Below are 15,221 nucleotides of genomic sequence, written 5' to 3'. Positions count from 1 at the left end.
CCTGTGAGTCAGAGCCCTTAAAGCTTGAACAGTCTAACATTTCACCAGCGTGGGTCACCCCCGCCATTTGAGTTCATAGAGGTCCGGCCGCCGATCCTTGAGGTTGGTTACAGAGCCCTCCGCCCGGATCACTTTCAGCTTGTCGAGATCCAGATCCGAGAACATGATCATCTCGGTATTCGGCGTGGACTCGGACATCACCGCATCGTGCGGGAACGCAAAGTCGCTGGGAGAAAATACCGAGGACTGGGCGTACTGCACGTCAAGGCTCTCGACACGGGGCAGGTTGCCCACGCTGCCGGTAATGACCACGTAGCACTCGTTCTCAACGGCACGCGCCTGGGCGCAGTTGCGCACGCGCAGGTAGCTGTTCTTGGTGTCCGTCCAGAAGGGCACGAAGATGATGTCCACGCCGGCTTCGTCTGTTGCGGCGATGCGGCTGAGCTCCGGGAATTCCACGTCGTAACAGATCTGGATCATGACCCGTCCGGCGTCCGTGTCGAAAACCCCCAGCTCATTGCCGCCTTCGATGACCCAGTCGCGGCGCTCGTGTGGCGTAATGTGGATCTTGCGCTGCTCGTCGATGCGTCCGTCCCGGTGGCACATATAGGAGACGTTGTAGATGCGGTCGTCCTCGAACAGCGGCATGGAGCCGGCCACGATGTTGATATTGTAGCTCACCGCCATCTGCGACATCTCATCCCGGAACTTCTCCGTAAAGGCCGCCAGGAAGCGGATGGCCTTGGTCTGGTCCGTCTGGTCCGTCAGCCCCATGAGCGAGGCGTTGAAGAACTCCGGGAAGACCGCGAAATCGCTCTTGTAGTCGGACAGCGCATCCACGAAGTACTCCACCTGGCGAAGCACCTCATCCACGGAATTGAATTCCCGCATTTGCCACTGCACGGCACCGAGCCGGACCTGGCTCTTGCGGCTTTCGAGCACCGAGGATGGCGGCTCGAACATGATGTTGTTCCACTCCAGGAGTGTCGCGTAACCCTTTGATTTCTCGTCTTCCGGAATGTACTTGTGCAGGAGACGCTTGACCTGGAAATCGTTCGAGAGCTGGAACGAGAGGATCGGGTCGTAGATCTCCTTGCGGTGGACCTGCTTGATGTACTCCGCCGGGTTCATCTCATCCGCGTACTGGCGGTAGCCGGGAATGCGGCCCCCCGCGAGAATGGCGCGCATGTTGAGGCTGCGACAGAGTTCCTTGCGGGCGTCATAGAGCCGCCGGCCGAGGCGATAGCCGCGGTAGTCCGGGTGGATGAACACATCCAGGCCATAGAGGGTATCGCCTTCGGGGTTGTAGAGGATCCGGTCATTCTTCATGACCAGGTCGTCGTAGGTGTGCGGGTTGGAAAAGCGCTGATAATCCACTCGGGCCGTGAGCGCGACCGCCACCAGCTTGCCGTTGTCCTCAATGCAGATCTGGCCATCCGGGAATTTTTCGATCATGTGCTTGATGGTATCCCGTGGCCAGGCGCCGCCGATGTCGTCATAGACCATATCCATGAGCTCACGCAGCTGCGGGTAATCACGCAGCTCCAGGTTGCGCGTCTGGAGGTGGAGTTCATCGTGGGCCATCAAGCTGGTTCTCCTTACTCGGTGAGTCGGTACAATGCACGCCGGCCATCATAACCCAGGTTAAAGCTCAGGCGATGGCTGCCGTTAACAACTATGCTGTCCCGGAATGCCTACAGAAAAGCGGAGCGCTCTATGAAGTCGCTGTCCTTCAGCCAGAAGCTGCTGATCGTATTCGGTGCCCTGCTGGTGCTTGCCATGCTGGCCACGGCCGTTCTCAACAACACCCGGCTGAGTGCCCATACCGAGCGCAACCTCAATGCGCTCACGGAACAGGTGGTCGACCAGAGTACGGCGACCATCGCCCAGTGGCTCAACACACGGCTGGACGCGACCCGGCGCTTTGCAGAGGCTGCCGAATCCGTGACCAGCGATGAGGGCATTCGCAACCTGTCATCGACAGCAGCCGAGAGCCTCGGGCTGAAACACTTCTATGTGGGCACAGCCGACGGCACCATGCTGATGGAGAACCGGCAGGCTGAAGGCGCGCTGCCGGACGGCTTTGATCCCTCGCAGCGGCCCTGGTTTGAAAAAGCCCGCAGGGAAGGGGCCGGATTCACTGAGCCCTACGAGGACGCCGCCGGCGGCGGGCTTATCATAACCGCTACCGCTCCGGTAAACGCCGGCGACTACGAAGGCGTGGCCGGGGCCGACATCAGCATGAATGCCATCAACGATGTGCTTTCCCCCGTCACCATGGCGGGTAATGGCTACGCCATGCTGGTCAGCGAAGAGGGCAAGGTGCTGTATCACCCGGAATCCGACCACATTAATACCTCGCTTTCCAGGGTATTGGGGCAGAGCGTTCCCATGGATGGCTCGCGGCACCAGGTCGAGTTCAATGGAGAAAGCTACCTGGCCAGTTTCCATCCGATTTCGGAAGCCGAGGGTGTGGACTGGTACGTCGGCCTGATGGTGAACGAGAGCCAGGCCTGGGCACCGGTGATTCAGGGACGCTGGAACGCCCTGGGAAGCACGGTCGTCGCCCTGCTGGTGGCACTGGGTTTGATCTACGTCAGCCTCAATGTCCTGCTCAGGCCCGCCCGGCGCCTGCTCCGTGCCATGAATGAGATTGCCTCGGGTGAGGGCGATCTGACCAAGCGCCTGGAGGTTGAGAGCCATGACGAGTTCGGGCAGTTGGCACAGGCCTTCAATGGCTTTGTTGACAATGTGCGTGGCGTGGTGGCGGAAGCCCAGGAGAGCGCCAGCGAACTGCAGCAGCATGTGTCGTCACTGCGTAATGCCAGTGCGACCAGCCGGGACAGCGTGACACAGCAGCAGCAGGAGATTGACCAGGTTGCCACGGCCATCAACGAGATGTCGGCAGCCGTCAACGAGATCGCCCAGAACGCCCAGAGCACGGCGGATTCCGCGGGCAATGCGGACAGTGACAGCAAGGAATCCCTGCAGACCGTCAAGTCCTCCAATGAGGCCGTTGAACGCCTGGGCCGGGAAATCGGCGAAGCAGCGCAGGTGATCGATAAGCTGGGCAATGACGTGGGCGAGATCACCGGGATTCTGGAGGTGATTGAGGGCATTGCCGAGCAGACCAACCTCCTGGCCCTGAACGCCGCGATCGAGGCGGCCCGCGCTGGCGAGGCGGGCCGCGGTTTCGCGGTAGTGGCGGACGAGGTCAGGGCGCTCGCCAAGCGTACCCAGGACAGCACGGAACAGGTGAACAACATGATCACCCGCCTCAAGGAAGGAGCGGACCGCGCTGTGAGCGTGATGCAGGAGTCCCAGGCGGTCAGCAATATGAGCATGGAGAAGGCGCGGGATGCCATGGAGGCGCTGGAGCGGATCAGCCAGTCCATTTCCGACATCAGCGACCGGACCAGCCAGATCGCGACCGCGTCTGAGGAACAGACCTCGGCCGTGGACGAGCTGAACAGCTCCATCACGCGTATTGCCGACCAGGGACAGGATGCGGCCGAAGCGGCCTCGGAAAACGACCGTTTGAGCAGTGAAATCAGTGAAGTCGGAAGCACACTTCATGATAAGGTAGCGCGTTTCAGGGTCTGACAGAGGACGCGTCATGAAGGTGTTCAATACGGTTGCGCCCCGGGTGCGGGGCTATTTCGGGCAGCTCGAGGCATCCGGGCGGCCCATCCCGGGGCTGGCTCGGTTTGAGAAGAAACTGGGCTATGGGCTGCTGAACCGCCTGATCGCGGCCAGCGTGCCGTTCACCAGCCGCAATGGCTTCCGTGTGGTGGAGCTGCGCGAGGGGTACCTGCGCGCCCGTCTGACCCGGAAAGGCAACCGAAATCACCTGGGTACGGTCTACGCGGGCGCCCAGTTCCTGCTTGCGGAGATTCCGTTCGGGGCCATGGCCCTGGTGGAGTTCGGGGGGCGGCTGATCCCGGTCCTGAAGGATCTGCACATCTTCTACGACCAGCCGGCCCGCACGGACCTGGAGGTGGAACTGACACTGGATGCCGAACGCAAGGCCCGGATTGAGCAGGATGTGGCGGATAACGGTAAGGCCGAACTCATCATTGAGCTCGACCTGAAGGATGCCAGCGGCGAGATCGTCGCACGGGCCGAGGCGAACTATCAGGTCCGCCCGGTCTGACGCCTGCTACTGCACGTCGTCTAGGCACATACACGCCAGCTCACGCTCGGTGAGAAGGTGGCCCGGCGGCTCACCGCGCCGGTAGCCGTAGATGACCGTGTACGCCATGACGTTGCGCACGTACTGGCGTGTCTCGTGGTAAGGCATGGTTTCGACCCAGATGTCGGACGCCAGGTCGCGGCTGTCCTCGTCAATCCACTGGCTCACGCGGTACTCGCCGGCGTTGTAGGCGGCTGTGGCAAGAATCCGGTTATTGTCGAAACGCTCCAGAAGGCTGCTCAGGTGGGCGCTGCCAAGCCGGATGTTCGCCTCCGGATCGAGCAGGGTGGTGATGCCATTGAAGCTGAGGCCGGCTTTCTGCGCTGTTTCCCGGGCGGTTGCCGGCAGCAGCTGCAGCAGCCCGAAAGCGCCACGGTGGGACCGGGCATCCGGCTGGAACGCGCTCTCCTGGCGGGCCAGGGCGTAGACCCAGTTGACGTCCAGGTTGTAATCCCGCGCCGCGCCGTGGAAGCTCTGTCGATGGGCCAGAGGGAACCGCATGCCCAGGTGGTCCCAGGCCCTGGTCGCGATCGCCCCGTGAACGCCCTGTTCATGCCAGCCCCAGCCCTGGGCGATGCGTGAGGCCACGAGCACGTCCCGCTTCTCCAGTTTCTCCATGGCCTGGCGCCATTCCGCCCGGGCGGCATCAAGCCGGTCCAGCAGGTACAGTTCCAGCGCCCGGCGGACGCCGGGGGTGGCCCGGACCCGCTCGATGGCCTCACTGTTCATGGTGACGCCCTGGTGGTTCAGGGAATAGGGTTTGCCGAGCTCATCCGCTGCCATGAAACCGTAGAAGGTGCGGCGATCGGAGAGCCTCTCATAGAGGGCCTGGGCCTCTGCCGGTCTGTCCATCTGGTCCAGTGCGCGCGCCCGCCAGTACTGCCATCTGGGCTTTTCCCGGAGTTCCTGGCCCATGGCACCGATACGCTCAAGCACCTTGGGCCAGTTCCGGTCCCGAAGCGCGACCCGCACCTGCCACTCGCGCAGGGCCTCATCCTCACCATGGGACAATGCCTGTGCGAGCCAGGTTGCCGCTTCCGGGTGGAACCGGGTTGCCAGCAGCAGCGCAAGGCGTTTCTCGATGGCCGCCACTGCGCCCGGCTCATACGGAAAACGCCCGCGGTAGAAGGGCCATATCTCTGCGGCCCGCTCAGGGTCCCGGTTCACCAGCCGCCGCATGCCATAGGCAACAATCTGGCCGACGCGCCTGTCGTTACGGTCGAAATCGCGTGCTTTGCGCAGCCGTTCCGGGTTGCTGTGAACGTTCAGCAGCAGCCGGGAGAGCGGGCGGTCGTCCTGATCCAGATAACGGCGCAGATAGCGGGCAAGCCCGGGTTCGCCGTTGGTCACCGCAAGGTGGAACCGCGTCCAGGCAAGTGCCGGTGTGAGTCCACCGTGCTCCCGCCAGTAATCCAGCAGTGGATTGCACGCCTTGGGCAGTGAATAACCGCTTTTCCAGATTTCCGGTACCTGGTTCATCACCAGGCTGTGCCGGCCGTCCTTGAGGTGTGCGCGCAGAGACAGGCAGCGCAGCCGGTCGCCGCCGCTGGTCCCGTCATGGACCTGCCGCAGCGTTGACCATTGGCCGCTGCGCCCCAGATGCACAAGCCATTGCCGGCGAAGGGTGTGGGCCAGGGGAATGTCACCGTACTCCGCCATCATGGCCTCGATTTCCGCCGGCGTGGCAACGAAAAGGCGTTTACTGAGGTGTTTCAGTTCCAGGTACGGCTGGAGCGGATAGTCTTCCAGACCATTGTTCAGCGACCCGTAGGCGTCCAGATCCAGCTTCCCGAGAGCTTCTTCCGCCTTGAGAAAGCGTTCGCGCTGTTGTTCCAGTGACGCGCTGTCATCCGTTGAGCGTACGACCGGAACGGCCGGTTCACCGGAAAGGCCGGGCACCTCCAGCACCGCCTGGGTAACCGGTGCGCCGGTCAGTGCCGCTGCCGAAGCGAGAGAAAGAATGAGTCGCCGCATCCCTGATCAACCTCGTGGTGATCGACTGGTGAAACCAATGGGTAAAGGAGCTGCGTGGGACTGCGTTCCATGCATCACAGCATTGTCTGTTATAGCAGAGCGCGGTAGGGAATGCTGGAAATCGTAATGTACATGAAGCAAAAGCTTGCAATCCGGGTTCCCAGACCTCATTTAACATAATATACATTATGCGCAATAAAGGTGGGTGGGGAATGACGACTGCGCAATTGGGCGCCCGGCAAGGGATTTCCCCTGGAAACGCCTGGTACTTTCCCGGTGGAACTATTTATGGAACGATGCAATCAATTAGGGAAGCAAAACAACCAGATATAAAATACCGAAAAATTGCTGAACAGTCAGAGGATTATAGACTGTAGCGCCGAAAAGTCAGAATCGGGATAGTCTCGGCCGCATGAGAGGCGAGTCATGAAATACAACGCAAAGAAGTTCGGAAGCAATGTCCGTGAGGTCCGCAGAGCCCGCGCCATTTCCCAGGATCAGCTGGCGCTGCGTGCCGGGATCGACCGCAGCTATATGGGGAGGATTGAGCGTGGACAGGTGAACATCACCCTGGAGAAAGTCTACAGGCTTGCGGAGGCGCTGGGCTGCGACGTCCGGGAGCTCCTGCCGCTGGAGACATGACGTCGGCCTGAAAGATGGCTATCCTGCCCGTCTGAATTCGGCCAAATGGAGCGGCAATGTCCCATTCAGACGATATCCGGCCCTTCTCGGATGACGAGGTTCAGCCTGTTATCGAGCGCCTGATCAGTCAGCCTGAATTCCAGGACCTGATCGGGCGTTTCCGCGCGGAACGACTTCACCGCTTTATGCCCGGTGTGGTCCGGTTCTGGGTCCGGTGGCAGCTGCGGCGCCTGCTGGGCCGCATTGATTCCGTCGACGAGCTCCAGCACCGCGTGGCACCGCTGATCGAGCGCGGGCTGCGCAACACCACGGATGCCATCAGCTGGTCCGGCCTGGATAACCTCCGTTCGGACCAGCCCTGTCTGTTCCTGTCCAGTCACCGGGACATTGTCCTGGATCCGGCACTGGTCAATTTCGTGCTCTACAAGAGCGGCCATGCCACCACCCGTATCGCCATTGGCGACAACCTGGTGGATGACCCCATGGTGGCGGACATGATGCGGCTCAATAAGAGTTTCATCGTCCGGCGTAACCTCTCCAATCCCCGCGAGATGCGCAATGCCTTCCTGACCCTGTCCGGCTACATCCGGGAATCGCTCGGTGATGGGCACTCCGTATGGATGGCCCAGCGCGAGGGCCGTGCCAAGGACAGTATCGACGTTACGGATCCCGCGATCATCAAGATGCTCCACATGAGCCACAAGCGTGATGGCGTCAGTCTTTCGGAAGCCGTACGGGATCTCAATATTGTGCCGGTTGCCATATCCTATGAGTTTGATCCATGTGATGGTGACAAGGCACGGGAGCTTGAATCCCACTACCGCAGCGGCAGCTACAGCAAACGTCCGGGAGAGGACATGGAAAGCATCGTGCGCGGCATTACCGGTCACAAGGGGCGTGTCCATGTGGCGTTCGGCTCGCCACTCGGCGAAGGGCTTGAAAGCGCACAGAAGGTGGCGGCCGCGGTGGATGACCAGATCCTGGGGCTGTCCCGGTTCTTCCCGGTCAATTACGCCGCTGCGGAAAAGCTGGCCACCCGTAACCAGGCATCCGCCCTGCCCGCCAGCGTTGAAATGCCTGAGCGTGGGGCGCTGCGCGAGGCCCATGAATGGCTGGATGGGCGCCTGCGCAGTCTGTCGCCGGAACAGCACCCCTGGTTTCTCGGGGTCTACGCCAACGCACTCCTGAGGTCGTCCGGCCTGGATGTGCGCCAGCTTCAGGATCCACTTGCAGAGGAGGCATCGTCATGACATCTGTGGTACTCATTACCGGAGCCAGTTCCGGGCTCGGTGAAGGCATGGCCCGCGAATTCGCCGCCCGTGGCTGCAGTCTCGCCCTCTGTGCCCGCCGGATGGACCGTCTCGAGCAGCTCCAGGCTGACATCCAGCGGGATCATCCGGGTGTGGACGTCCGGGTGGCCACCCTGGATGTGAATGACCATGACGCCGTTTTCCAGGTATTTGATGCATTCTGCGAGCAGTTCGGCCGTATCGATCGGGTGCTGGTCAACGCGGGCATTGGCAAGGGGCAACCGCTGGGGACCGGACGCTTCGATGCGAACCGGGAAACCGCGGAGACCGACTTTGTCGCGGCGCTCGCTCAGTTCGAAGCCGCCATGGCCATTTTCCGTCGCCAGAATCACGGCCATCTGGTGGCCGTGTCCTCGATCTCCGCAGTCCGTGGCATGCCGGGCAACATGACGGTCTATGGGGCCACCAAGGCGGGGGTGGCGTCACTCGCTGAAGGGCTCCGGGTGGAACTGCGCAAAAAGGCCTCGCCCATCCGCGTAACCACCCTGCTCCCCGGTTATATTCTCACGGCCATCAACGAGGACGTGAAGAACGCACCTTTCCGGGTGGATCTTGAGACAGGGTGCCGGGCCATGGTGGCGGCCATCGAGAAGGGTCGACCAGTGGCATGCGTGCCGCCCTGGCCCTGGACCCCCATTGCGTTTCTCCTGCGCCGGCTGCCGGAATCGATACTGGCCCGTATGTTCTGACCACAGAGGACATTGCCATGCGACATGCCCTGTTGCGCGTGCCTGGATGCACCCCCGCTTTCCTCGCCCTTCTGCTGGTCTGGGGAGCTGCGCCAGGTGTGGGAGCGGCACAGGACCGGAGCGGCGCCGGTGTCCAGGACAACCCGGAGACAGACGCCCTTCCCCAGGTTCTGACCACGAGCCGTCTCCGGCAGTCCAAGGCGCAAACGCCCGGTACCGTCACCATTCTGGAAGGCGAGCTGCTGCGCGATCTCGGTGTCCTCAACCTCTGGGATGCCTTCCGCCTGGTTCCGGGGATGACGGTCGGCTATGTCGGCAGCAATGATCCGGTCGTCTCCTATCACGGGACGGTCGCGGTTCAGCAGCGTCGGCTCCAGGTGCTGGTCGACGGGCGCTCCTACTATAACGCCAGCCTGGCGGACATGGACTGGACCAATCTTCCCGTCCCAATTGATGCGATCGACCGTATCGAGGTGACACGCGGACCCAACGCGGCGGCCTATGGCGCGAATTCCTTCCTTGCCGTGATCAACATCATCACCCGCTCGCCCAGTGATACCCATGGTGTTGAACTGCGGGGCACGGAAGGCGTGCGCGGTGATGATGGTTTCGGCCACTACTACGGCTCAGTGGGCTCAAGAACCGGCCCGCTGGACTGGCGGCTGTCCGTCAACCAGCGCCGCAGTGATGGGTTTGATTTCCGCTACAGGCGGGACGACTCAGGCAGCCGTACTCACCATACCCGGGACAGCCGGGACGGCTATGACACCCTCTCCATCAACTACTCCGGGGAGCTGGCTCTGGGCGCCACCGACAGGTTGGCGGTGGAAACGGGCTACCATGAGCTGGATGAGAAGGCGGATCCCGCCGAGTACGACGACTTCAACCCCATCACGAATCCGGATATTACCGGGGAGGACTGGCACGGCTCCATCACCTGGCACCATGAACCCTCCGCGGATCGTTTCTTCCAGCTGCAGGTGTATCACCAGACCAGGGACCGTCGCCAGGGCTGGCGTGCTTCCTTCCCGGATCCGGAAGCGGTTCTGGATGATGATGCCGTGCCGGATGGGGTCACCATCCCCGCCTTTGAAACCGATGTTAATGAGGATATTGAAGAGGCACGCACGCATATCGAGTTCCAGCAGACCAACGTCTTCTCTCCCACCACACAACTGGTGTTTGGTGCCAGCTACAGGGAAGACCGTTATGACTCGGATACGTTCTTCAATGGCAGCGGAGAAACCAACCGGAGCCGGGTTTTCGCCAATCTTGAACATCAGCCGACACCCTGGCTGACCACGAATCTTGGCGGCATGTGGGAGGACGACAGCCTGAGTGGCTCGTTCTTCTCTCCCCGCGGCGCGGCGAACATCCATTTCAATAAGAACCAGACGCTGCGTTTTGTCTTCTCCCGTGCCCACCGTCTGCCGGACCCTTTCGAGAGCCGGCCGGACTGGCAGTACCGCGGGGAGAACGTCACGCCGGAGGAGCTCCGTCCCTTTCTTGAGGGACAGAGGCGGGGGCCCAGCCTGAGTACGGCCAGCCCCGAGGTCAGACCGCTTGAGGAAGAAACGATAACGTCACGGGAAATCAGCTATCTCTATCAGAACCGCCTGGCCACCGGGCTGTTCCAGGGCGAAATCAAACTGTTCCGTGATTCACTCGACAACCTTATATCAGGTGTCACCAACCTCGGCCTCAATGAGAATGATGATTCACGCTGGGATCTGGAAAACAATGTTGACCAGACCCAGAAAGGCTTCGAACTGGAAGCGAACCTTGAGATGCGGGGAAGCCGGTTGCGGCTTACCTATGGCTACCTGGATACCGAGGGGCGCTATACGGGCGAAAGGGAAAGTGATCCTGAGAGGCAGCGTGAACTGGTCAGCCTGGAACAGCGCCTCAATGCCCGCCACAGTGGCAGTGTTGCGTGGATCCAGCGTTTCGGGCGAGGTATTTCGGGGGCTGTGTCCTACTATTTCACGGATCAGCTCAGGAACTTCCATTTCGAACGCCTTGATGCCCGGCTTGCCCGTCGCTGGCATCTGGATACAACCATGGTGGAACTGGCCGGCGTCTACCGTCATTATCTGACGGACGACCCACTTTACCGCAGGGACAACAACTGGGCGGACCAGAACCATCTGTTCGCGGAGGCACGCCTTCGATTCTGAGGGATCAGATTATGGGTAATCAATTCAGGCAGGCAGGGATCGGCATAGGGAGTCTACTCCTGGCGCTTGCGGCACTGTTGTATCCCGTAGCCGCCCTGCCCGATTCACAGCAGACCGTCCATATTGCACCCGTGGATCACCCCCGGTTCCAGCAGGTGCAGCGACTTCTGAGCGACGAAATCAGTGGTGCGGTCCTGCGTGGTTGGTCCCCCGGGGGCGACACCGGGGAACTGGTGATCACCCTGGATAAGGCAACGCTTTCCGAAATCCGGGCCAATGCGCCGGAACAGCCGGTTCTGGCACTTTTCACATCCTCCGGGGCCATTGATTCCATCCTCCCGAACCGGAAGCATTTTTCCGCTATCTATTCGGATCCCCCGCTGCCGCGTCAGGCCCGGCTGGGCCAGCTGATCATTCCCCGGGCCGGCACTGTGGCCATCCTGGCCTCGCCCGAACAGGCCGGTGACTACAGCGAACTCCGGAGCCGGCTCAGGGCGACCGGTCTGGAATCACGGGTCTTTGTGATTCCCTCGCAGGATCAGCTCATCCGTAATCTCGCGCGGGCGCTCAGCTATGGAGACTTCCTTCTGGGAACGCCGGATCGCGCCATCTACAACCGTGAAACCGTCAAGCCGCTGCTGCTGACCAGTTACCGCAGAAACCGGCTTGTTATCGGTCCCTCGCGGGCCTTTGTGGATGCCGGTGCCGTCGCCTCAACGTACACCAGCGCCCGCGCCCAGATTCTGGAGGCGGGCGAACTGATCCGTCACTGGCTGGAGCACGGGGAGCTGCGTGATGCCCGTTACCCGGAGGCTTTCAGCGTGGCGGTCAATGACCAGGTTGCCCGCTCCATGGACCTGCTTGTGCCCTCCGAAGAGGAATTGCACCGGATCCTGGAACGTCAGGAGGTCAAGCCATGAAAGCCGCTCGCTGGACCCTCTATCACCGCCTGCTGCTGCTTGGCATGCTCCCTGCCGTCGCCATGTTCGTGCTGATGCTGCTGTTCTTTACCCAGGCACGACTGGATGACGCCCGCCAGGGCCTTTTCCGGAGCACCCAGCTGACGGCGGACAACCTCGCTCCTGCCGTGGAGTTTCCGCTTATGGCCGGTAACCAGTCGGAACTCGAGGGCATCATTACCCAGACGCTGGAGCGCTCCGCCGCGCACCGTATCGAGGTGGTCAACCGCGATGGCCGGGTCGTGGCGGAAGTTTCCGAGAAGACATCGCCGGATACGCCGGTTCACCGTTTCTCCAGTCCGGTGCGCCAGACCGCCATCAACCTTGGGAATTCTCCGTCACAGGGTGCCCTCAACCCAACAACGACCACAGACTGGGGGGACAGCAGTGGCCGTCGCCTGGGCGAGATCCGCATCGCGGTTTCAGAGGCCGAACTGGCGGGCGAGCAGCAGGAGATCCTCTGGACATCCGCTGGTATCGGCCTGATCCTTTTCGCGGCCACCTTCCTGTTCTCGGGGCGCCTCGCCCATCGGCTGAGCCGGCCCATCGAACGTCTTGTGGACACCGTCCAGAAACTGCCCGAGGAGGATCCGGACTTCCCCCGGCGTGACATCCGTGTGGCGCGGGAACTCCAGTCCCTGCAGCAGGCTGTTGAGGCAATGGCCCACCGCCTGCGTTCGGCGGAAGCGGAACGGGAGGTCAGTTTCCGGGATCTAGGCCAGGCCAGGGATAAGGCGGAACACGCCAACCGCGCCAAGTCGGATTTTCTCGCCATGATGAGCCATGAGCTTCGCACCCCGCTGCACGGGGTCATCGGCATGCTCCAGCTCCTTGAGGAGGAGCCGCTGGATGCCCGCCAGGCGGATTACGTGGTGACGGCCCGCCGCTCCACCGAGGATCTGCTGGTGATCATCAATGACCTTCTTGATTTTTCCCGCATCGAGCGGGGCAAGCTGGAGCTCGAAGATGCGCCCTTTGATCTCCGCAGCGTCATAGAGAACTGTTTCGCCTCCTTCCGCCACGATGCCGAGGGTAACCAGCTCACCTATCGTCTGGCGCTTGAGGGTGACTGGGAGAAAACGCCGGAAGTGTTCGGGGATCCGGGCCGTCTGCGGCAGGTTCTGGCGCACCTGATCGGCAACGCCATCAAGTTCACCCCCGAGGGCGAGGTGACGGTCAGTGCCACCTGGCGCCTGGACAGTGAATCCGAGGGAACATTGATCTGCCAGGTAAGCGACAGCGGCTCCGGCATCCCCACCGAAAGGCTTGGCGACATGTTCGGCAGTTTCGAGCAGATGGATATCTCGGCGTCACGCAGTAGCGGCGGGACCGGTCTTGGGCTGCCACTGGTGCAGCGCCTGGTTGAGCTGATGGGCGGGCACGTTGCCGTGGATTCCGAGCCGGGATGTGGCAGCCGCTTCCGCTTTGTGATTCCGATGAAGGTGCACGACCGTCTGCCGGGGCCGGATGAAGCAACCGGTGTGTCTGAGTCCACGCCGGCTATTGGAACACGCACACGCGAGGCCCTGGTGGTGGAGGACAACCCGGTCAACCAGCGGGTGGCGGCCCGGCAGCTTGAGAACCTTGGTTTTCACGTACGCTGTGCCGCCAGCGGAACGGCCGCCGTGGACGACATCTGTGACAACGGAAACCGGTACGATGTCATCCTGATGGACTGCCAGATGCCGGGGATGGATGGCTGGGAAGCCACACGGCGCCTGCGTGCCTGTGAACGCCAGGGGCAGGGCCGGCGTACCCCCATCATCGCCATGACGGCGGACGTGTTCGAGGACACCGAGCAGTCCTGCCTTGAAGCCGGTATGGACGCCTATCTGCCCAAGCCGGTCCGGCGTCACGGGCTGCGGGACACGCTGAGGGGGCTGCTCCCCCTCTAGGCACGGTGTCAGTCGCTGACCGGTTCGCGCATGGTCACGAATTCCTCGGCGGAGGTTGGATGGATCCCAACCGTGGCATCGAACACCGCCTTGGTGGCACCGGCCTTCAGCGCCACGGCAATGCCCTGCATCATTTCGCCCGCCTCGGGGCCGACCATGTGCGCGCCCAGGACCCGATCCGTATCCGGGTCCACCACCAGCTTCATCAGCGCCTTTTCCTCGCGCCCGGACAGGGTGTGCTTCATGGGGCGGAAGGACGTGCGGTAGATCGTGACCGAATGGCCGGCCTCACGGGCCTCCTCCTCGGTCAGGCCCACCGTGCCGATCGGCGGCTGACAGAACACCGCTGTGGGGATATTGGTGTAATCCATGCGCTTGAGCCCGCTGCCATAGAGCTGATCCACCATGACCATGGCCTGCTCGATGGCCACAGGCGTGAGCTGTGGTGTTCCGATCACATCGCCCAGGGCGTGGATGCCCGGCACACTGGTGCGGAACTGGTCATCGGTGATGATGGCGCCGCCCTCGTCTGTTTCCACGCCAACGGATGCCAGACCGAGACCCTGGGTGCGCGGCACACGGCCGGTTGCCGCCAGGACCAGGCCTGTCCGGTGGGTACTGCCGTCCGTCAGCGCCAGTTCATAGTTCCCGCCGGAGGTCGTGATGGATTCAATGTTGGTGTTGAAACGCAGGTCGATCCCCTTGCGGTCCATCTCCTGGGCGACATGATCGCGGATGTCACCGTCAAAGCCGCGCAGGAAGCGTTCCCCGCGATAGATCAGCGTGGTCCGCACGCCCAGCCCGGCCAGGATGCCGGCAAACTCCACGGCAATGTAGCCGCCCCCCCAGACCGTTGCGGTCTCAGGAAGGTTGTCCAGGTAGAACATGTGGTCGGAGACCAGGGCGTGTTCGCTGCCGGGGATATCCGGCACAACCGGCTCGCTGCCGGTGGCGATGGTGATTCGTTCCGCGGTTACGGCGGCACCGTCGACCCTGACTGTTCCGGCATCCTCAATATGCGCTGTGCCCTCGATCAGGGTAACGCCCGCGTTGTCGATCAAGCGGCGGTAGATATCGTTCAGACGGCGGATCTCATTCGTTTTGTTGTCCCTCAGTGTGGCCCAGTCGAAACCGATCGCTTCGTCCGCCACATCGAACCCATACCCCCTGGCGTCCTCGATATCCTCCCGCACGTGGGCGCCGTAGACGAAGAGCTTTTTCGGCACGCATCCGACATTGACGCAGGTGCCCCCGAGGTCCGAGGACTCGACAATGGCCACTCGCGCTCCTGCCTGGGACGCCATGCGCGCGAGCCGGACACCACCGGATCCGGCTCCGATGACAACAAGATCGTAATCAGGGGTTTTCGACACTCCTACCTCC

11 protein-coding genes are annotated in these 15,221 nt (G+C 62.0%); 8 read left to right on the top strand and 3 right to left on the bottom strand.

What is annotated here, in order from left to right:
* Positions 1–54: 54 nt before the first annotated feature.
* On the bottom strand, positions 55–1,584 hold the full coding sequence (locus CK501_RS06425; RefSeq protein ID WP_095616918.1) for a bifunctional GNAT family N-acetyltransferase/carbon-nitrogen hydrolase family protein: 1,530 nt from the start codon (positions 1,582–1,584) through the stop codon (positions 55–57).
* A 132-nt stretch (positions 1,585–1,716) separates the two neighbouring features.
* On the opposite strand from CK501_RS06425, the gene CK501_RS06420 reads away from it, so the two are divergent.
* Positions 1,717–3,603 (top strand): methyl-accepting chemotaxis protein, encoded by a 1,887-nt coding sequence (locus CK501_RS06420; RefSeq protein WP_158223066.1) that lies wholly within the window; start codon positions 1,717–1,719, stop codon positions 3,601–3,603.
* Between the two features lie 13 nt (positions 3,604–3,616).
* Positions 3,617–4,153: a DUF4442 domain-containing protein gene (locus CK501_RS06415; RefSeq protein ID WP_095616917.1), complete on the top strand. Its 537-nt coding sequence runs from the start codon at positions 3,617–3,619 to the stop codon at positions 4,151–4,153.
* Positions 4,154–4,159: 6 nt separating this feature from the next.
* Here the strand turns inward: CK501_RS06415 and CK501_RS06410 are convergent, their stop codons facing one another.
* Positions 4,160–6,166 carry a transglycosylase SLT domain-containing protein gene (locus CK501_RS06410; RefSeq protein WP_095616916.1) on the bottom strand — a complete coding sequence of 669 codons (2,007 nt, stop codon included), beginning with the start codon at positions 6,164–6,166 and terminating at the stop codon, positions 4,160–4,162.
* A gap of 426 nt (positions 6,167–6,592) precedes the next feature.
* Here CK501_RS06410 and CK501_RS06405 point away from each other — a divergent pair, with 426 nt between their 5' ends.
* The 6 genes from CK501_RS06405 to CK501_RS06380 are packed head-to-tail and all read left to right on the top strand — an operon-like array spanning position 6,593 to position 13,838.
* Positions 6,593–6,808: a helix-turn-helix domain-containing protein gene (locus tag CK501_RS06405; RefSeq protein ID WP_095616915.1), complete on the top strand. Its 216-nt coding sequence runs from the start codon at positions 6,593–6,595 to the stop codon at positions 6,806–6,808.
* 56 nt (positions 6,809–6,864) lie between these two features.
* Positions 6,865–8,058 carry a 1-acyl-sn-glycerol-3-phosphate acyltransferase gene (locus CK501_RS06400; RefSeq protein ID WP_095616914.1) on the top strand — a complete coding sequence of 398 codons (1,194 nt, stop codon included), beginning with the start codon at positions 6,865–6,867 and terminating at the stop codon, positions 8,056–8,058.
* Entirely contained in the window at positions 8,055–8,807 is a 753-nt protein-coding gene (locus CK501_RS06395) for an SDR family oxidoreductase (RefSeq protein ID WP_095616913.1), read from the top strand. Before CK501_RS06400 ends, CK501_RS06395 begins: the two co-directional genes overlap by 4 nt.
* Before the next feature lie 17 nt (positions 8,808–8,824).
* The gene (locus tag CK501_RS06390; protein ID WP_158223065.1) at positions 8,825–10,984 is read left to right on the top strand and encodes a TonB-dependent receptor plug domain-containing protein; all 2,160 of its coding nucleotides are present in this window, start codon (positions 8,825–8,827) and stop codon (positions 10,982–10,984) included.
* 11 nt (positions 10,985–10,995) lie between these two features.
* Entirely contained in the window at positions 10,996–11,904 is a 909-nt protein-coding gene (locus CK501_RS06385; protein WP_143421393.1) for an ABC transporter substrate-binding protein, read from the top strand.
* Complete coding sequence (locus CK501_RS06380) at positions 11,901–13,838, top strand: ATP-binding protein (RefSeq protein WP_095616910.1); 1,938 nt, start codon at positions 11,901–11,903, stop codon at positions 13,836–13,838. Before CK501_RS06385 ends, CK501_RS06380 begins: the two co-directional genes overlap by 4 nt.
* A gap of 8 nt (positions 13,839–13,846) precedes the next feature.
* On the opposite strand, the gene gorA is transcribed toward CK501_RS06380, so the two are convergent.
* The gene (gene gorA, locus CK501_RS06375; protein ID WP_095616909.1) at positions 13,847–15,211 is read right to left on the bottom strand and encodes a glutathione-disulfide reductase; all 1,365 of its coding nucleotides are present in this window, start codon (positions 15,209–15,211) and stop codon (positions 13,847–13,849) included.
* Positions 15,212–15,221: the final 10 nt, after the last annotated feature.

Origin of the sequence: Halovibrio salipaludis, from assembly GCF_002286965.1 — a bacterium.
Lineage (GTDB): Bacteria > Pseudomonadota > Gammaproteobacteria > Pseudomonadales > Oleiphilaceae > Halospina > Halospina salipaludis.
The sequence above is the reverse complement of the archived record's forward strand: the minus strand, read 5'-3'. Positions and strand labels throughout refer to the sequence as shown.

Coding starts and splice junctions, on each gene's coding strand:
- CK501_RS06400 (WP_095616914.1), top strand. CDS start 6,865: ATGTCCCATTCAGACGATATCCGGCCCTTCTCGGATGACGAGGTTCAG.
- CK501_RS06390 (WP_158223065.1), top strand. CDS start 8,825: ATGCGACATGCCCTGTTGCGCGTGCCTGGATGCACCCCCGCTTTCCTC.
- CK501_RS06415 (WP_095616917.1), top strand. CDS start 3,617: ATGAAGGTGTTCAATACGGTTGCGCCCCGGGTGCGGGGCTATTTCGGG.
- CK501_RS06405 (WP_095616915.1), top strand. CDS start 6,593: ATGAAATACAACGCAAAGAAGTTCGGAAGCAATGTCCGTGAGGTCCGC.
- CK501_RS06385 (WP_143421393.1), top strand. CDS start 10,996: ATGGGTAATCAATTCAGGCAGGCAGGGATCGGCATAGGGAGTCTACTC.
- CK501_RS06425 (WP_095616918.1), bottom strand. CDS start 1,584: ATGGCCCACGATGAACTCCACCTCCAGACGCGCAACCTGGAGCTGCGT.
- CK501_RS06410 (WP_095616916.1), bottom strand. CDS start 6,166: ATGCGGCGACTCATTCTTTCTCTCGCTTCGGCAGCGGCACTGACCGGC.
- CK501_RS06380 (WP_095616910.1), top strand. CDS start 11,901: ATGAAAGCCGCTCGCTGGACCCTCTATCACCGCCTGCTGCTGCTTGGC.
- CK501_RS06395 (WP_095616913.1), top strand. CDS start 8,055: ATGACATCTGTGGTACTCATTACCGGAGCCAGTTCCGGGCTCGGTGAA.
- CK501_RS06420 (WP_158223066.1), top strand. CDS start 1,717: ATGAAGTCGCTGTCCTTCAGCCAGAAGCTGCTGATCGTATTCGGTGCC.